This window comes from Zymomonas mobilis subsp. mobilis ATCC 10988, assembly GCF_000175255.2.
GTDB lineage: Bacteria > Pseudomonadota > Alphaproteobacteria > Sphingomonadales > Sphingomonadaceae > Zymomonas > Zymomonas mobilis.
In genome coordinates, this window is sequence record NC_017262.1 from 1,556,191 (window position 1) to 1,573,871 (window position 17,681).

Consider the following 17,681-nt stretch of genomic DNA (forward strand, 5'->3'; position numbering starts at 1 on the left):
CCTCACGGGCAAATGCCCAACGGATTTTCTTACCTGCCACGGCTTTCACCGCCACTGCTTATGCAGTGTTTGGGGTCTGGACTATCCCTTCACCCTGCCCTTTGAAAAAGGGGGTAGGTGCTGCCCGTCTAGTCTCTACACCTTCCTGAAAAAATCAGGCTTGGCTCGGGATCGGCATTTTACAGCTTTCCCCGAATTTGAGCAGTTCTGCACCTTTCGTTTCCGAAGGGGCACTCAAAATTTTAAGTCCGTAGCGTCTACCATTCCGCCACGCCCGCAACATTATGCCGAATCCGCATAGCGGGGCTTGGGGGTAAAATGCAAGCTAAATTTCAATATTAAGATGTTCTCGTATCTCTTTTCCCGGTTTGAAATAGGGGACACGTTTGGCTTCGACCTCGACTTTTTCGCCGGTTCTGGGATTCCTGCCCAGACGGGCGTCCCGAAAACGGGTGGAAAAGGCACCAAAACCCCGAATCTCTACCCGACCACCTTTGGCCAAATGATGGGTAATCCCGTCAAAGAAAACATCTATAATATGCTCTATTTCTTCTGATGAAAGTTCAGGATTATCATTGGCTAATGTTTGGATCAGTTCGGAACGAATCATCGCATTTCCTTTTCCTGACCAGTCCGGTCTTATTATCCCGAGTGAGACAATTTTTATCGGACAGAATCTTCTTATCAAAGATAATAAAATATATTCTTTGTTAAATAAAGTCACCGAAAAGATAGAGTCAATAATAACAGGTGAAAAAGCTGTGCTTCCTTGGGCTTTAAAGTCATCCTATAAAATGTATTAAATAACATTGTTTCTCATCTTGCGACCTCCGGCTATACTCTGTCGAATATCACTATAAAAATAGGGTTATTAGGATGGCTCACTATGGAATATGATTTCCAGCAAGTTGATGTTTTTACCTCTGGTAAATTTAAGGGAAATCCGGTCGCGGTTGTGGCTTCTGCCGATCATTTATCCACTGAAGAGATGCAAAGCTTTGCAAGATGGATGAATTTGAGCGAGACGACTTTTTTATTAAAGCCAACCTCTCCTGATGCGGATTACCGATTACGGATTTTTACCCCGCGCGCCGAATTGCCCTTTGCTGGACATCCTACTTTAGGGAGCTGTCATGCTTGGCTACAGGCTGGTGGTCGTCCGAAAAAGTCTATTATTATTCAGGAATGTCAGGCTGGACTGGTGCCTATTCGTCATGAAAATGACCGTTTAGCTTTTGCCGCACCGCCTTTAATCCGTTCTGGCGATTTGGATAAAGATCTGTTGGAAAAAATAGCCGCAGGGTTACGGATTCCGCTTTCTTCTATTCAAGCATCGGCTTGGGTGGATAATGGCCCCGGATGGGCAGGGATTATGCTGAAATCCCGTGAAGAAGTTTTGGCTTTGGAACCTGATTATGCCTCTATGCCTGATCTCCGTTTCGGGGTGATTGGCGCATGGGATAGCGAGAAAGACGGAACAGACGCAGAATTTGAAGTGCGGGCTTTTGCTATGGGATTAGGCGTTAACGAAGATCCCGTCTGCGGCAGTCTAAACGCCAGTATGGCACAATGGCTGATTGGAAGCGGTTTAGCCCCGAAAAACTATATTGTGAGCCAAGGCAGTCTTTTGGGACGGGATGGCCGGATCTATGTCGATCAGATTGGGGATAGCATTTGGATCGGTGGTGCCACGACATCGAATATAGTCGGTAAGTTACGGCTTTAATCCCGTAGGATAAGAGACAATTTTAACCTGTAAAATCTGTTATTTTTCTGTCTTTTTTCCATCGCCATAAAAAAAGGCATGCGCTGTTTCCAGCCCATGCCTTTTTCTTATTCGTTTCAGTAGAAACTAGTTCTGCTGATCGCGAGCCTTGTTGAGGGCTGCACCAAGAATGTCACCCAAGGAAGCGCCAGAATCTGACGAACCATACTGAGCAACTGCTTCTTTTTCTTCTGCAACCTGCATTGCTTTGATGGAGAAGTTCGGCTTCTTCTGACGATCGAAACCGATCACCATAGCATCGAGCTTCTGACCAGCCTGGAAGCGATCCGGACGCTGTTCGTCACGATCACGACCCAAGTCGCTGCGACGGATGAAGCCGATGGCACCATCATCACCAGCCTGAACTTCCAAACCACCATCGGTGACAGCAAGAACGGTAACGGTGACAACCTGATTGCGCTGTAAAGAGCTACCTGCGTTGGCGGCGGGGACGTTACCACGTTCCAGCTGCTTCATACCAAGCGAGATGCGTTCTTTTTCAGGATCAACATCAAGAACGACAGCTTTAACAACTTCACCTTTGTGGTGGAGGCTCAAAGCTTCTTCACCGGACATACCCCAAGCGATGTCGGACATGTGAACCATACCATCAACATCATTGTCGAGACCGATGAACAGACCGAATTCGGTGGAGTTCTTGACTTCGCCTTCAACGGTGGAGCCAACCGGATGAGCTTCGGCGAAGCTTTCCCACGGATTCGGCTGAGCCTGTTTCAGACCAAGGGAGATACGACGTTTTTCAGCATCGACTTCCAAAATGACAACTTCGACTTCCTGACTGGTGGAAACGATTTTGCCCGGATGAACGTTTTTCTTCGTCCATGACATTTCGGAAACGTGAACCAGACCTTCGATGCCGGGTTCAAGTTCAACGAAAGCACCATATTCGGTGATATTCGTGACGCGACCCATGAATTTGGCACCGACCGGATATTTGGCACCAACGCCTTCCCACGGATCGGTTTCAAGCTGCTTCATGCCCAGCGAAATACGCTGTGTATCGCGGTTGATGCGGATGATCTGAACCGTGACGCTGTCACCGATAGCGATCATTTCGCTCGGATGACCAACGCGACGATAGCTGAGGTCGGTTACATGCAACAGACCATCAATGCCGCCGAGATCAACAAAGGCACCGTAGTCGGTGATGTTTTTGACAACACCGGTGATAACCTGACCTTCAGCCAAGGACTGGATCAGACCGGAACGCTGTTCTGCGCGGGTTTCTTCCAGAACGGCACGGCGGGATACCACGATATTCCCACGACGACGATCCATCTTTAAAATCTGGAAAGGCTGCGGAATGTCCATCAGAGGAGCAACATCGCGTACCGGACGGATGTCAACCTGACTGCCGGGCAAGAAGGCAACTGCGCCGGAAAGGTCAACGGTAAATCCGCCTTTAACCCGTCCGAAGATAACGCCTTCAACGCGGCTGGAGTTAGCAAATTCAGCTTCCAGTTTATCCCATGCCGCTTCACGACGAGCGCGGTCACGGGAAAGCATTGCTTCACCCTGACTGTTTTCAACGCGGTCAACGAAAACTTCGACTTCGTCGCCGGCTTTCAATTCGGCTTTCTGACCGGGGGCTGCGAATTCGCGCAGCGGCACGCGGCCTTCAGATTTCAGACCAACATCAATAACAGCCATGTCATTTTCAATAGCTGTGATGGTGCCTTTTACAACGCGTCCTTCAAAGCCTTCTTCTTCACCAAGCGTCTGGTTAAGCAATGCTGCAAAATCATCGCGAGTAGGATTTGCCATAGTGGCCATGCAGTTCTATATTCCTTGAGAAATTTTTCCGGCCATCCGGTTGTATCCGGAGGTCTTTTGGCCGAACCGCTATACAGGCCTCATACCTTGTATAGCATCGTTCATACAGCTTGCCTTAATAAGGCAACGATTGCAGATTTCAGGGTTACTCTAGTTCAAAAACCGACGGAAATAACGGTCAGCCTTTGACGCTTTCCAATAACCGCAGCATAAAACACGGCCAGCCCCGATCTTGATTCCGGCAAAAAATGATTGCCGTTTTTCGATCAGCCCTGCACCGTTTTTAGCTGTTTTTCTACAAGCGCCACTGCACGCTCGATGGCCATATCTATACCGAGTAAGCTTGAATCGAGCAAGTCCGCATCTTCAGCCTGTTTCAGCGGCGCTTCTTTTCGGCTACTATCCCGAAGATCGCGGCTTTTGATATCTTCCAGAATGATATCATAGGTTAAATCCGGATTATTTTTTACTAATTCGTCATAGCGTCTTTTTGCCCTAATTTCGGGCGATGCCGTGATAAATAGTTTGACATCCGCATCAGGAACAATGACCGTTCCGATGTCCCGTCCATCAAGAACCGCGCCACCTGTTTGAGCCGCAAAATCGCGCTGTCTTTTAATTAAAGCCTGCCTGACTTTTGGAAAGACAGAGATTTCTGAAGCCAGTTTTCCAGTTTGTTCACTGCGGAGTCGGGAATCAGACAACAGCGAGTCCGCAAAATCACAGGCAGACAGAGCATCAGATTCACGGCTGGAATCGCCTTGGTTATCCAAGAGTGAGACGGCAACCGCGCGATAAAGCAAACCGGTATCGAGATAGGGAAGGGCATAATGCCGTGCCAAAGCGCGGGCAACGGTGCCTTTCCCAGAAGCGGCAGGTCCATCTATCGCAATAATCATTTTACAAGCCCCATTTCGAATTCAGCGCCCAATTCTTTGAATAGCTGACCAAAGACCGGAAAACTGGTCATGATCGGACGGCGATCATCGATCGTGACCCCACCTTCGGAAACAAGACCGGCTACCGCAAAACTCATGGCAATCCGATGATCGAGATGTGCAGCGATGGATACCATTTTGCCTTTTTGACCAAGGCCTTCACCCGCTGAGCCTTCGATAATCAGGCCGTCTTCTTTTTCTTCCAAAGAAACGCCCAAGGCTTTTAGACCTTCTGCCATCACGGCAATACGGTCAGATTCTTTGACCCGTAATTCAGCGAGACCTTGCAGCGTGCTTTTACCTTCTGCCATGGCAGCGGCGATAAACAGAATGGGGAATTCATCAATCATCGACGGCACAATCGAAGGCGGCACGTCGATAGCCTTTAAATGAGAATATTTAACCGAAAGATCAGCAACAGGTTCACCGCCAACTTCTCGTGGATTGAGATATTCGATTTGACCGCCCATGGCTTTTAACATGGTATAGAGACCAGAACGGGTCGGGTTAAGGCCAACATTTTCAACAATCAGATCAGACCCCGGAACAATAAGTCCCGCTACGACCAGAAAAGCCGCTGAGGAGGGGTCACCCGGCACTATAATATGCTGTGGTTTTAACTCGGCTTCGCCATGGATAGAGATAATCCTGACACCGTCATTTTCTTCGACCGAAAGATTGGCACCATAGCCTTTTAACATCCGTTCGCTATGGTCACGAGTCGGCACGGGTTCAATAACGCGGGTGATGCCCGGCGTATTCAAACCTGCCAGTAATATTGCTGATTTCACCTGTGCAGATGCAACCGGTAGGCGATATTCAATCGGGATCGCCGGATAAAGGCCGGTAACCGTCATCGGCAAGCGATTGCCTTCTGCCGCTGAAAAACGCGCCCCCATCAGAGAAAGCGGGGTTGAAATACGTCCCATTGGTCTTTTGGATAAAGAAGCATCCCCGATAAAGGTCGCCGTAATGGGATGGGAAGCGACAACTCCCATCAATAAACGGGTAGAGGTACCTGAATTACCCATATCCAAAGCCTTCTGCGGCTGTAAAAGACTTCCGACACCGACACCATGAATATGCCAGCATCCTTTTTCATCTTTTCGAATATCCGCGCCCATAGAACGCATCGCTTCGGCTGTTGCCAGAACGTCTTCGCCTTCCAACAGGCCTTCTACAAAACTTTCACCAACCGCCAAGGCAGACAGCATCAACGCCCGATGGGAAATTGATTTGTCACCAGGGACATGCACCTTGCCGGAAAGCGGCGGAGCCTTGCGACTAACAAGCGGGCAAGCGTGAACAGGACGGGTCATCAGCTAATCTCATCTCTATTTTAACAGCCGAATATAGAAAAAAATGACAAAACGGCTTAGAAAACCGGCGTTGGCTTTTGACATGAGGCCTAGGCTATGGCAAGGCGCGCGATATTCATCTGTCCGAATTATTGTCAAAGACCTTGTTTTAAGGGCTGATACGGCTTTAATCCGGTAGGATAAATCCTCATACTCTATTTTGCTTTGGCATTTCAGTTTATTTTTTACGTAAATTTTGTGAAAAACTTTCAATCATCGGAAAACTCTGGAAGGACGGTTCATGATCAAGCCTGAATGGGGCACTAAGCGGACTTGCCCGAAATGCGGAACCCGTTTCTATGATCTCGGTAAGGAAGATCCTGTGACCTGCATCGAATGTGGGACTGAATGGACTCCCGAACCGATTCTCAAATCAAAACAACCTTTGCCTTTTGACGATCAGAAAAAGGGTGACGAAGCTGGTAAATCGGATGATGCAGATCTGGAAGCAGATCTCGATCTGGACGATACCGATGACGTTTCTCCCGACGATGATGTCGATGATTTGGGCGGTAATGAAGATATCGGCGTCAATACCTCTGATGACGAAGATGAAAATAACTAAAAAAAATTAAAATTAACACTTGCAGGGGCGCGCAAATTGTTTATAGAGGGCGCGCACCTGTTAAAAAACAGACGTAAAAATTGGGGCCGTAGCTCAGCTGGGAGAGCGTCGCAATGGCATTGCGAAGGTCAGGGGTTCGATCCCCCTCGGCTCCACCAATTTTTTAGAGACCGCATTTTTAATGCGGTTTTTTTATGCCTTTTTGAGATCTGACCACTGACTTGCCTGTCAGATAACGCTTTCCGCCGTAGGGATTCCTTAATAATTAGAAATTGACGCATTAGAGTTGCGCCTGCTTCTTCTTGCAGGATGATGAGAAGCGGCCTTTTATTTGAAAAAATGAAAATACCCTGCCTCAAATCCTATAGAATCAGGATATCGCGTCTAACATCTCATGGGTAACGTCTAAAAAACGGGTCAGAGTCGGTGTTTGGTCGTCTTTTCGCCAAGCAATCCCTGTTTCCAGCAAGGCCGCCGGTTTTTGCAATTCGATATAGCGGACATCTCTTCTCGCCATATGACGTAATGATCGCGGCACTATTGCAATGCCCATAGAGGCCGCAACCAGACTGATGATAGTTTGCATCTGAATCGCTTATTGCGCGATATTGGGATAACCGCCGCAAGCCTGATAATAATCCATCACAATATCATAAAAGGCGGGTGCAAAATGGCGCGGAAAAATAATCAAGGGTGCCTGTCTGACCGAATTCGGCGATAATTTTCGGTTTACCAAAGAAAGCCGTTGCTCTTTTATCCAAAGGGCAGGCACGGCCGCAATGAGAGGTTCGGAAACCAGCTTTTTATAAGAAAGGCTGCTCGGTAGTTCGCTACTCCTTGGAGGGATGATGATTCCGGCATGGCGGAGTCCCTTGGTTAAATCCGATATTTGGAGATCGCTTGTTGCTTCACTTAAAGATAATTCGACATCAGGATAAAGCGCGCGGTAACGCCTGACCAATATCGGCAAGATATTAAAATCGGCGGTGCTGACAAAAGATAAATCGAGATGGCCTTTGCTGCCTTCTTTTAATCTTTCGGCAATTTGGGGCAGGGCATCCACCTCTTTTAAGGCGGCTTCGACATAATCACGCCATGCCTCGCCAAAAGGGGTTAAGGCGACATGGCGTTTGCTTCGGATAAAAAGCGCTGTTCCCAGTTCTTTTTCTAAGGCCATAATCGATTGACTAAGCGGTGGTTGAGTGATGCCTAGCTGTTCGGCGGCCTTCCCGAAATGCAAATTTTCGGCCACTGCAAGAAAATGTCTGAGCTGACGAATATCCATTTTTAATATTTTATACGACTTTATTAGAAGAGAATAATATATTTTACTCGGCTTTTGATAGGCTTTAAAGAAGCCCTATCTAATTTTCTACAGGAAGAATAATGCCTCCCTATCGTTCCAGAACCACGACTCATGGTCGTAATATGGCGGGTGCCAGAAGTTTATGGCGCGCAACCGGCGTCAAAAACGAAGATTTTGGTAAACCGATTATCGCTATTGCCAACAGCTTTACGCAATTTGTCCCCGGTCATGTCCATTTAAAGGATATGGGACAGCTTGTTGCTGAAGAAATTGAAAAAGCTGGTGGTATCGCCAAAGAATTCAATACGATTGCGATTGATGATGGTATCGCGATGGGACATGGCGGGATGCTCTATTCCTTGCCGTCTCGGGAATTGATTGCCGATTCCGTCGAATATATGGTCAACGCCCATTGTGCTGATGCTTTGGTCTGTATTTCCAACTGCGACAAGATTACGCCTGGTATGTTGATGGCTTCGATGCGCCTGAATATCCCGACAGTTTTCGTCTCTGGTGGACCTATGGAAGCCGGTAAAGCTGAGGTCAAAGGCGTCAAGCGGGCGCTTGATCTGATAGATGCTATGGTGATTGCTGCCGATGACCATTACAGCGATGGTGAAGTCGAAGTTATCGAGCAGACGGCTTGCGCTACCTGCGGCTCCTGTTCTGGTATGTTTACGGCCAATTCGATGAATTGCCTGACCGAGGCCTTGGGGCTTTCTTTCCCAGGTAATGGTTCGATGCTTGCGACCCATAGCGATCGGGAACAGCTTTTCCGCAAGGCTGGGCATACCATTGTTGATATGGCGCGCAGCTATTATGAGCAGGATGATGCCGCTGTATTACCGCGTTCAATTGCCACGCTTGAGGCTTTTGAAAATGCGATGAGTCTTGATATCGCCATGGGTGGTTCCACCAATACGGTTTTGCATCTGTTGGCGGTCGCGCAGGAAGGCAACGTGCCTTTCACTATGGCGGATATTGATCGTCTTTCCCGTCATGTCCCTTGCTTATGCAAGGTCGCACCGGCCAAAAATGATGTCCATATGGAAGATGTTCATCGGGCAGGGGGCGTTATGGCCATTTTAGGCCAGCTTGATCGTGCCGGATTGATCAATACCAGCTTGCGCACCATTCATTCTCCGACTTTAGGCGCCGCATTGGACGCATGGGATATCAGCCGTGACAGTTGTTCTGAAGAAGCGCAGCTATTCTATCGCGCGGCTCCGGGGGGTGTTCCGACTCAAAAGGCTTTCAGCCAGTCTTCTCGTTATGAAGCGCTGGATACTGACCGCGAAAAAGGTGTGATTCGTTCCAAAAATCATGCTTTTTCGACGGATGGTGGTCTGGCCGTCTTATTTGGCAATCTTGCTCCTGAAGGCAGTATCGTCAAAACCGCCGGTGTGGATGAGTCCATTCTGAAATTCACCGGTAAAGCCAAGGTTTACGAAAGTCAGGAAGCCGCCGTTGCCGGTATTCTTGGCAATGATGTCGAAGCTGGTGAAGTGGTGATCGTTCGCTATGAAGGTCCCAAAGGTGGCCCCGGTATGCAGGAAATGCTGTATCCGACCAGCTATCTGAAATCGAAAGGTTTGGGTAAACTCTGCGCTCTGATTACCGATGGTCGTTTTTCTGGTGGTAGCTCTGGTTTATCCATCGGCCATGTTTCTCCTGAAGCGGCCGAGGGTGGCTTGATCGCTTTGCTCGAAACCGGTGATACAATCGTTATCGATATTCCTGAACGGATTATCCATCTGGATGTTGATGATGCTGTTATTGCCGATCGTCATGCCCGCATGGAAGCCAAGGGGGCAGCGGCATGGAAACCTCAAAACCGTAATCGTCCGATTTCTTCGGCTTTGAAAGCCTATGCAGCTTTGACAACAAACGCTGCCCGTGGGGCAGTTCGGGATGTCAATCAGCTCGAACGGCGTTAAAGTTATCAGACTGTTCTGCCAGCATTATGAGATGCTGGCAGATCGCTGTAAATTTGAAAGAAGTTTCAAGCCTTACTCGATTATTTTTTCTGTCCCGTTATTTCTATTATTTCGACATGGGGAGAGATCCGCTTATATCGATGCGGATAAGACATAATAATCTTCCACAAGGGGCTATATGTCGGATTCTTGTTAGCCAGTGTTATTCTGATCATGCTGTTCGGAACGGGCGTAACGATCGCCTTATTGAGTGGGTCTAGAGACGCGCCTCGCTTTACAGCTTGATAAAAGTTGAAAAAATCGAGCTTATAGTCTTTCCCTGCCCAATAGCAGATTTCTGAAATGTCACAGATAACCGGTGATTTTATCGCTTTGACATAACTAATAACATCGTCCCACTGCTGCTTTTCTCGATATAGGCGATGCTGATGGCCTATAATATTAGGAAGACAAAAGGCGGAAGTCGCTAGAACAGGCAGGAAAGCGACAACAGCTGAGGATAAAAAAGGCCTCTTTTCAGTCCATCGATTAGAAAATAACAAACCAACTATAAGACTAAAAGCAATCAGGCTTTCAAAAAAAGCGTTATAAGAGACACCTTCGCCCAAAGATTCAAAAATACCAAATAACAAGGATAATGAGGCGAAAATAGCTAACAGACCTTTGGGGCTTGTTTTGGCCAAGTGGATATTTTTTTTCAGAAAAGACGCCGAAAAAATAATTAAAGGTAGAAAAATAGCGAGCCGTCCTAAAGCCTTTTTAATACGGCGTAATGTGATGACCCGTTTATGATGTAGTATATCTACTATCATAAAATGGTTATGATACAGGGCATTAAAGCCTATTGTAGAAATAATAATACCTGCCAGACCAAGTGTTACCCAAAGCAAAGCCATTTTTTTATCACGTATGAATAACCATCCGGTTACGGCTAAGGGGAGGGCAAACAGATTATGCTTTATAAGGCCACCTATAATAAAAAATGTAGCAGCTGTAGTGATACGCAAAGCAGTTTGTTTTTGTATAATCGCAGACAATCCCAACAGCATAAAAAAATGTGCCATCCATTGCGGATCATTCATGGCAATGTAACTGTGGAAGAAATAGCTGCTATAAAGAGCAAAAATTAAACTTCCGATATGCGCGCCTAAGCGATTGCCACCTGTCTGTAAGATCAGCCTGAAAATTAATATAACTGTGCCAAACCAAGCTGACAAAGCTAGTATTCGCCCAGCCCAGACCATATCGCCGATGGCATAACCAAGCCATCCGACAAGATAAAAAGAAAGAGGCGGATAATTATTAAAGATAAGGCTGTTATGTGGATCGGGATAAAGGGGCGCTGGTACCAATCCCACGGCTCGTTCACTTAAATACGCATTCCATCCTTCGTTATATTCAAAAGGAATATGCGTAAATATCAGACTAATTTTGTCTGATATCAAGAGTAGAACAAGAGCCCATCCTATCAAAATTCCAAAAGATACAAGGAAATAAGAAGGGGGGCGACGAAAAAAAGAGAAATTATCAAGAATGGGCAAAACACGCCTCTAAACTATAAGAATGAATAACCTTTCTTTGCCTAATAAACATAATAGATAATTTGTCAAAATTGCGGCAATAATGACAATTATATTATGTACATTCCCTAAGAATACTATTGAGTATTGTTAGAGTCTGCTATTTTCTGATCGCTGAATTGGAGCTGTGCGAGACGGGCATAGAGACCATTTTTTTGGATAAGCTGGTCATGGCTGCCTTCCTCAACAATCTTACCTTTATCCATAACGATGATTCTGTCCGCATGGCGGACAGTCGCCAGACGATGGGCAATGATGATCGAACTACGTCCTTTCATCAGTTTTTCTAAAGCCTGTTGAACCGCTTGTTCTGATTCTGCGTCCAGTGCAGAGGTGGCCTCATCCAATAGTAACAGCGGAGCATCCCGTAGAATAGCGCGGGCAATTGCAATCCGTTGCCGTTGTCCCCCCGAAAGGCGTGCGCCGCCTTCACCAAGAAAGCTATCCAGTCCTTCTGGAAGGGCTTTCAAAAATTCTTCGGCATGAGCCGCACGAGCCGCCTGCCATAGCTCTTCGTCGCTGGCATCCCATCGCCCATATCTTAAATTGTCGCGGGCAGAGGCGGCAAAAATAACCGTTTCTTGGGGCACAACCGCGATATGAGAGCGGATATCGCTTAAATCGGCTTCTTTTAAATCCACACCTTCCATAGAAATCACGCCTGATGTCGGATCGTAAAAGCGTTGGATAAGCTGAAATAATGTTGTTTTTCCGGCACCCGAAGAGCCAACGACAGCCAGCCGTTCGCCGGCTTTCAGTTCAAGACTAAAATGGCTTAAGGCTTCTGTATCAGGACGCGAGGGATAGCGGAAACAGACATCCTGAAAAGTTAAACGTCCCTCTGTGCTGTGGGGTAAGGCCTTGGGATGAGCGGGAGAAAGAATAGCCGGTTTTTCAGCGAGCAGATCATTCAATCGGCTGGCGGCACCGGCACCCCTAAGTAAATCACCATAGACCTCGCTTAACGCACCGAACGCACCGGCAACGACCCCGCCCGTCAGAACAAAAGCAGCAATGGTGCCGCCTGACACCAAACCCGCGGCGACATCTAGCGCACCACGCCACATAATCAGGATAATCGCCGTAAAAATCAGCAAAATGACCAAAGCGGTCATGAAAGCCCGCAGCGTAATCCGTTTTTTTGCTGTCTCAAAAGTGAGTTGAACAGCCTGACCAAAACGGTCGGATTCTCGATCTTCCTGACCAAAAGCCTGAACAATTTTCATCGCGCCCAAGGTTTCGGTAATCAGGCTGCTGAGATCAGCTATCCGATCCTGACTTTTTCGGGACAATCGCTGTAATCGCCGACCGATAAAAATAATAGGGAAGACCACAATCGGAATACCGCCCAACAACATGGCGGTTAAATGAGGTGCCAGCATAAAAAGATAGGCGGTGCCGCCAAGGCCAGTAATCAGATTGCGAAGGGCGACCGACGCCGTAGAACTGACAATCTGGTCAATCAGAGTCGTATCAGTGGTTAAGCGGGAAGCAATTTCAGAAGGTCGATTCTCTTCAAAAAAAGCAGGGGGCATTTGCATTAAATGGCGGCTGATAGCCATCCGAATATCGGCAATAACCCGCTCACCCAACCATGAAACACAATAAAATCGGGCAGCGGTTGCAAGCGCCAGTAAAAAAATGATGCCCAGCATATAGCAAAAATAAAGATTGATATCATGGGTGCCACTATCGCCGCCAAAACCGCGATCAATCACCATTTTGAAAGCGGCAGGTATCGCAATCGTTGCTGTCGAAGAAAGGAGCAAAGCCAACAGAGCCCCGAAAATCCATATCGGATAACGGCTGGCAAATTGCCAAAGCATTCGGAGCTGGCCAAGCGTCTTTCTCTTTTTCGGCGTTGCTTTTGTCGCTTGCTTCACGATTTTATCCCTGATTCTTTTGCCCCTTCGATAAAGATATTTATGAAGAGTCCCTTTAAAACCGGCTTGCGCTGAAAAGCCTGAAAATATGTTTTATTGCAAGCGAGATATCATTTTTTACGGTCAAAAGAAAAAAATGAATGAACCCGTGATGCTTTAAATGCGTTTTCTTTACCTGTAATGAATATCCTGTTCCGATTTTGAGGTGCATCCTTGATGCCGATTTTTCCTAGAATTTTGAGCAATATGCCTGTCATGGCGATGTTGACGCTTTTACCTGCCTTGACTGTGCCTTGTTCTGCCCATGGCCGGATGCCATTGTTATCAAAGCGTGTTTTGGATCCTTTTTTTGAGACAGCTGCTAACAACCGTCTAAAAACGGCTACGGATAAAAAAACGGTATCGGCCGCTTCACTCTCTTTCATTCAGGATAAGAAATTTTTTTCACCAGTATCGGAGCTATCCGTATCGGGACAGAATGAACAGCGTCAAGATAAGCATGTAGCAGAGCTTCCAAAAGACGCGGCAATCTCAGCCCCAATCTCAAATGTTCAAAAGGCTTCCTCTGAAAAAATAGCCTCCGATCCCGTGGTGGCCGTTTTGTCTCCAGCTGATCTGCAAAAAAAAATAGCCGAGGCAACAGACCTCAATCGTCAGAATAAAAACACGGATGCTTTGGCTGTCCTTGATCCGCTTCTGCCTGCCTTGAAAGGGCATGACCGCGTTTCTATCCAGCTTTTACGAATCCCTTGTCTTGCCAGTCTCGGCTATGATGATGAAATCATCTCTGCTTACGACAATATCAAAGGCATTGAGCCGGATAATGGCGCTGTCATCAGTGTCGGGATATTGATCGCCCTTTCTCAAAATGATTTTTCCAAAGCGGCTGAAAGGTTGCTTGTTTTAACCGATAAAGACCCTGCACGAATTGCCCGTTTTGATAGCGATATGGTGCAAGCGATTCTGATTCAGGCAAAGGCACAAAAAGACCCGACTATTTGGCAAAATCTGGTTTTAGGCTTGGCACGTAGTAGTTGGGGCGTTGCCGAAGGCCCTGATATCCGCGATCCTTTGATGCAGCAGGCTGTAACAGTTTATCTTGCCAAACATCAAAATGAAGATGCCGCCGACCTTTTGAGAGAAATTGCCGATCCTGAGAGACTCATGGAAATGGCCATTTCTCGTCGCTATGAGCCTATTTGGCCAGATATCGAGCGCCGCCTTGGCAATCATAGTCAGGATAGTTTGCGGCAATTTTCAGGTTTTTGGCTTAATGCTTTGGCTAGGTTCTGTTGACAAAGGGTATAATTTAAGATTTTTAGAGATAACTTGAGAACAAGTTTTGTAGGGTAGATAGGATGCGAGGAGATCTGACGGACGCGGAGTGGGAGATAATACAGGGTCTTCTTCCAAGCGAACGAGGCCGCTGCGCGCGTCCCGCCAAAAGTAATCGGTTATTTCTCAATGGTATGCTTTATGTGCTTCGAACAGGCTGCCCGTGGCGAGATATGCATGAACGTTATGGGAAATGGAATTCGGTCTATGTTCGGTTTCGTAGGTGGGCAGAACAGGGTGTGTGGGACGCTCTTCTTGAAACTCTCGTTGACCTTGGCCTGACAGATGACTGGCAACATATGATAGATAGTACGATTATTCGCGCCCACAGCCAAGCGGCTGGCGCAAAAGGGGGACGTATAAGGAAGGCTTTGGTCGCAGCCGCGGAGGCTTTACGAGCAAGATCCACGCCCGTTCCGATGGTCAAGGCCGCCCTCTAGCTTTCGCACTAACCGGTGGTGAGGTCTCTGATTATTCTGGCGCTGATAGCTTGATCGATATCCCTGTCACAACACCCCACTGTTTTCTCGCTGATAAAGGATATGATAGCGATAGGTTACGCGAAAAACTGCTTTTTCGAGGCATTCTTCCTGTTATCCCGCCTCGTTCCAATCGAAAAAAGCCTATTCCTTATAATCTCCAGCACTACAAAGATCGTAATCGTATTGAGCGGATGTTTAATAAGCTAAAGCAGTTCAGGCGCATTGCCACACGCTATGACAAAACCAGAAAATCTTTTCTCGCCTTCCTTCATCTCGCGGCCGTAAAATTGTGGTTACCTTTCTTTGTCAACATAACCTAGTCAGCCGGACAATCCTGCCTTTATCCATCAATCAATCCGTGCCTTTATTCTTGCCGGTCATTTGCAAGATGCCGTCGATCTGGGCAATTCTGTTAAAATAACCTCCCATATCTCTGACGACAGTATTAAAGCGATTATTGCAGCGGCAGATGCCCGTTTGGCGTTGGGAGGAAGTGGTGCCGTGTCGGAGTCGATTGCGCGCTTACAGTCCTTGAACCGAATCGATCCCAGCCGCCACCAGATCGTCTTATCGGCGGATATTCGGAAGTCTGAATGGCTCAATCAATCGGGGCGTTATTATGAATCCCGCAGCCTTTCTGAAAAGATGCTTTCTAATCTTGGATTATCGCTGACCCCGTCTGATATCGCCTCTTTTCAGCAGAGCGCAGTCTGCTCGATGATGAAATTGGGGCAGCGCAAGCAGGCCAATCAAATGGCACAAGAGATGATGCAGAGCCATCTGGATGATAAACAGGCAGTTATAGAAGCGCTTTTTTGTGCCGGAAAATCTCAAGAAGCCATCAATCTGGCTATTCATACCCTCGATAACCCTTCGCAAGCCGATACGCTTTTGAAGTTATTACAACCGGACGGGCGTTTTCCTGACGTGAGGCCGCAATATTATCGTAGCGTTTGGTCAAAATTATCAGCGATACCGGCTGTTGAACGCGCTTTTTTGAAAAATGGACGTGTCCTGCCCGAAAAATTCCAACTGCGGAAAAATGCCCCCCTGCCGAGTCTGATGTATAATTCTTCTCTTGCAGCTGTCAGCTAGGATGTAAAAATAGTCCATTTTGGATGTAATGGACGTAAAATTGCCAATTAACATTTTTTAACTTTTTCTAAAGTTATCTTGGCTATTTTTCAGGATAAAATGTAATTTTTATAAAAAAAAGGCAAATTTCATCCAAAATTAAGCATTTATTATTCTTTTGAACCTATTTTCCCAAAAATTTTAGCCTTCCCTCGTCCAGATTCCGCGAATCTGGATTGATTAGGTTTTTTAAACAAAAAAAATCAAAATGGTGGAATTAGACAACGAAAATTGATGGACAAGTAGGAAAGTATTGAGAACATAAGGGGAACAAACAGTTAAAAAAGTAAAATTAAACTAGGAGTGATAATCATGTACTTGTTAGGCAAAATTGAAAAATATCTGAGTGCTACAGGTATGACCCCCACACGTTTTGGGCGTGATGCCTTGAATGATCCCCGTTTTGTGCTGGATTTGCGGCGCGGAAGAGAACCTCGTCGGCGCACTTTGGGGCGCGTTCTTGCCTATTTGGAAGAGCATGGCGCTTTCATCCGGCGTGAAAGAAAAACAAAGCCTTTTATTTTATCGCATCATCATAATATTTCAGCATAGATTCAAAATGGTTAAAAATTTTCGATTAAAATGTTAAAAATTTAAATCCATTTAGGGATATAAAATATTGCATTACATTTTCCTGACCGAGGTGAGCTGTTCACGCATTTCCTTGATTAAAGCCAAGGCTTGGGTAAGCGCTTGATCGCGGTCTAATTGAGAGAGCTCTATTGTTACAATCGGGGGTGCCGATGCAGGATTAGGGGAATCCTGTATCGGCTTTTGTAAAATCTGTTCGGAAGAAAGAAACAGCGTTTCCTCTCCGCTTTTTTCAAAAGAATTGGGTTGTTTTTCAACGGTGTTGGATAGCGAGAGAATCTCAGGGGCTTGTTGAGAAGCGGCATCCTGAGAGCGTTCAATATCGTTATTATCTGCCCATTCAGCATCTGCTGGCAAAACAGATTGTTTCGCAGAAAAAGACGCTTCTTCTAAGACAGCGTCAAAGGAAGGTGAGACTTCTGGCGGTTGTGACGAAGGTTCATTATCCGATTCTGAAACCGTTTTTTCGCTATAATCATTGAGGACAATAACCGAATTTTGTGTTTCTTCTTCAAAAGTCGATCCGGTTTTTTGCTGCAAAAAAGCACGATCAGAAGATTTGAGGATAATTTCATCCCCCTCTAGGAGGATGCTTTCTTCTTCCCAATCTTTTCCGAGGCTATTCTTTTCTGGCCAAATAGGCTGATCGGATAAATCTTCAGAATAAAACTGCCCTTCGGGATTTTCTTTTCTTAAATCGAAGGTAACCCGATAACGGTGATAGGCAAAAAGCCATGTCATGATGAAGGCGATAATCCCGCCTAAAACAATACCAAGGGGAAAGGCCAATCGCGCTCTAGATAATAAAGGCGCACTGCCGTCCTCTCCTGTCAGCCAAGTAATGGCGGTATCATGGGTCAGTCGGGTAAAAATTTCAGGCGGCATAGCCATCCAGAAAAAAATGACAGCTATAGAAAACATAGCGGAAGAAAGAACGATAAGACGTTTTTCCTTTTTTCCTTCCATTGGCGTTGAGCCTGCCATTTCAGCTTTCTCCATAGATTTTATCCGAC

The 17,681-nt window shown here is 46.6% G+C and carries 13 protein-coding genes, 1 tRNA gene and 2 pseudogenes; 8 read left to right on the forward strand and 8 right to left on the reverse strand.

Going from position 1 to position 17,681, the window contains the following annotated elements; genetic code table 11:
• Window positions 1-325 precede the first annotated feature (325 nt).
• Complete coding sequence (locus ZMOB_RS07020; protein WP_011241534.1) at window positions 326-610, reverse strand: integration host factor subunit beta; 285 nt, start codon at window positions 608-610, stop codon at window positions 326-328.
• 276 nt (window positions 611-886) lie between these two features.
• On the opposite strand from ZMOB_RS07020, the gene ZMOB_RS07025 reads away from it, so the two are divergent.
• Window positions 887-1,726: a PhzF family phenazine biosynthesis protein gene (locus tag ZMOB_RS07025; protein WP_014501014.1), complete on the forward strand. Its 840-nt coding sequence runs from the start codon at window positions 887-889 to the stop codon at window positions 1,724-1,726.
• A 126-nt stretch (window positions 1,727-1,852) separates the two neighbouring features.
• Here ZMOB_RS07025 and rpsA read toward each other — a convergent pair whose 3' ends face one another.
• From rpsA to aroA, 3 genes are all read right to left on the reverse strand, one after another.
• Window positions 1,853-3,559 carry a 30S ribosomal protein S1 gene (gene rpsA, locus ZMOB_RS07030; RefSeq protein WP_011241532.1) on the reverse strand — a complete coding sequence of 569 codons (1,707 nt, stop codon included), beginning with the start codon at window positions 3,557-3,559 and terminating at the stop codon, window positions 1,853-1,855.
• Between the two features lie 266 nt (window positions 3,560-3,825).
• Entirely contained in the window at window positions 3,826-4,458 is a 633-nt protein-coding gene (gene cmk / locus ZMOB_RS07035) for a (d)CMP kinase (RefSeq protein WP_014501015.1), read from the reverse strand.
• The gene (gene aroA / locus ZMOB_RS07040) at window positions 4,455-5,816 is read right to left on the reverse strand and encodes a 3-phosphoshikimate 1-carboxyvinyltransferase (RefSeq protein ID WP_014501016.1); all 1,362 of its coding nucleotides are present in this window, start codon (window positions 5,814-5,816) and stop codon (window positions 4,455-4,457) included. Before aroA ends, cmk begins: the two co-directional genes overlap by 4 nt.
• A gap of 280 nt (window positions 5,817-6,096) precedes the next feature.
• On the opposite strand from aroA, the gene ZMOB_RS07045 reads away from it, so the two are divergent.
• Window positions 6,097-6,420: an FYDLN acid domain-containing protein gene (locus ZMOB_RS07045; protein WP_011241529.1), complete on the forward strand. Its 324-nt coding sequence runs from the start codon at window positions 6,097-6,099 to the stop codon at window positions 6,418-6,420.
• An 82-nt stretch (window positions 6,421-6,502) separates the two neighbouring features.
• Window positions 6,503-6,578 (forward strand) — tRNA-Ala (locus ZMOB_RS07050).
• A gap of 212 nt (window positions 6,579-6,790) precedes the next feature.
• Here ZMOB_RS07050 and ZMOB_RS07055 read toward each other — a convergent pair.
• Window positions 6,791-7,705 (reverse strand): annotated as a pseudogene (locus ZMOB_RS07055) (LysR family transcriptional regulator).
• Between the two features lie 101 nt (window positions 7,706-7,806).
• On the opposite strand from ZMOB_RS07055, the gene ilvD reads away from it, so the two are divergent.
• Window positions 7,807-9,663, forward strand: coding sequence for a dihydroxy-acid dehydratase (gene ilvD / locus ZMOB_RS07060; protein WP_014501017.1), 1,857 nt, complete (start codon window positions 7,807-7,809; stop codon window positions 9,661-9,663).
• Window positions 9,664-9,743: 80 nt separating this feature from the next.
• On the opposite strand, the gene ZMOB_RS07065 is transcribed toward ilvD, so the two are convergent.
• Together ZMOB_RS07065 and ZMOB_RS07070 are read right to left on the reverse strand one after the other, a co-directional pair.
• Entirely contained in the window at window positions 9,744-11,108 is a 1,365-nt protein-coding gene (locus ZMOB_RS07065; RefSeq protein WP_252507266.1) for a hypothetical protein, read from the reverse strand.
• A 212-nt stretch (window positions 11,109-11,320) separates the two neighbouring features.
• A complete protein-coding gene (locus tag ZMOB_RS07070; protein ID WP_014501019.1) occupies window positions 11,321-13,126 on the reverse strand; it encodes an ABC transporter transmembrane domain-containing protein in 1,806 nt (601 codons plus the stop codon).
• Between the two features lie 216 nt (window positions 13,127-13,342).
• On the opposite strand from ZMOB_RS07070, the gene ZMOB_RS07075 reads away from it, so the two are divergent.
• The 4 genes and pseudogenes from ZMOB_RS07075 (at window position 13,343) to ZMOB_RS07095 (ending at window position 16,629) form a co-directional block, all read left to right on the forward strand.
• Window positions 13,343-14,422 carry a hypothetical protein gene (locus ZMOB_RS07075; RefSeq protein WP_252507267.1) on the forward strand — a complete coding sequence of 360 codons (1,080 nt, stop codon included), beginning with the start codon at window positions 13,343-13,345 and terminating at the stop codon, window positions 14,420-14,422.
• Between the two features lie 62 nt (window positions 14,423-14,484).
• Window positions 14,485-15,263: pseudogene (locus tag ZMOB_RS10105) on the forward strand (IS5 family transposase).
• Window positions 15,264-15,324: 61 nt separating this feature from the next.
• Window positions 15,325-16,038, forward strand: a complete 714-nt coding sequence (locus ZMOB_RS07090) for a hypothetical protein (RefSeq protein ID WP_041573395.1) — start codon at window positions 15,325-15,327, stop codon at window positions 16,036-16,038.
• Between the two features lie 396 nt (window positions 16,039-16,434).
• Window positions 16,435-16,629 carry a hypothetical protein gene (locus ZMOB_RS07095; RefSeq protein ID WP_306823278.1) on the forward strand — a complete coding sequence of 65 codons (195 nt, stop codon included), beginning with the start codon at window positions 16,435-16,437 and terminating at the stop codon, window positions 16,627-16,629.
• A gap of 72 nt (window positions 16,630-16,701) precedes the next feature.
• On the opposite strand, the gene ZMOB_RS07100 is transcribed toward ZMOB_RS07095, so the two are convergent.
• A complete protein-coding gene (locus ZMOB_RS07100) occupies window positions 16,702-17,667 on the reverse strand; it encodes a hypothetical protein (RefSeq protein ID WP_252507268.1) in 966 nt (321 codons plus the stop codon).
• Between the last annotated feature and the right edge of the window lie 14 nt (window positions 17,668-17,681).

What these genes read in the sequence shown, in the direction of transcription:
- ZMOB_RS07020 (WP_011241534.1), bottom strand. Translation starts at nt 610, where the DNA reads ATGATTCGTTCCGAACTGATCCAAACATTAGCCAATGATAATCCTGAA.
- ZMOB_RS07025 (WP_014501014.1), top strand. Translation starts at nt 887, where the DNA reads ATGGAATATGATTTCCAGCAAGTTGATGTTTTTACCTCTGGTAAATTT.
- rpsA (WP_011241532.1), bottom strand. Translation starts at nt 3,559, where the DNA reads ATGGCCACTATGGCAAATCCTACTCGCGATGATTTTGCAGCATTGCTT.
- cmk (WP_014501015.1), bottom strand. Translation starts at nt 4,458, where the DNA reads ATGATTATTGCGATAGATGGACCTGCCGCTTCTGGGAAAGGCACCGTT.
- aroA (WP_014501016.1), bottom strand. Translation starts at nt 5,816, where the DNA reads ATGACCCGTCCTGTTCACGCTTGCCCGCTTGTTAGTCGCAAGGCTCCG.
- ZMOB_RS07045 (WP_011241529.1), top strand. Translation starts at nt 6,097, where the DNA reads ATGATCAAGCCTGAATGGGGCACTAAGCGGACTTGCCCGAAATGCGGA.
- ilvD (WP_014501017.1), top strand. Translation starts at nt 7,807, where the DNA reads ATGCCTCCCTATCGTTCCAGAACCACGACTCATGGTCGTAATATGGCG.
- ZMOB_RS07075 (WP_252507267.1), top strand. Translation starts at nt 13,343, where the DNA reads ATGCCGATTTTTCCTAGAATTTTGAGCAATATGCCTGTCATGGCGATG.
- ZMOB_RS07095 (WP_306823278.1), top strand. Translation starts at nt 16,435, where the DNA reads ATGACCCCCACACGTTTTGGGCGTGATGCCTTGAATGATCCCCGTTTT.
- ZMOB_RS07100 (WP_252507268.1), bottom strand. Translation starts at nt 17,667, where the DNA reads ATGGAGAAAGCTGAAATGGCAGGCTCAACGCCAATGGAAGGAAAAAAG.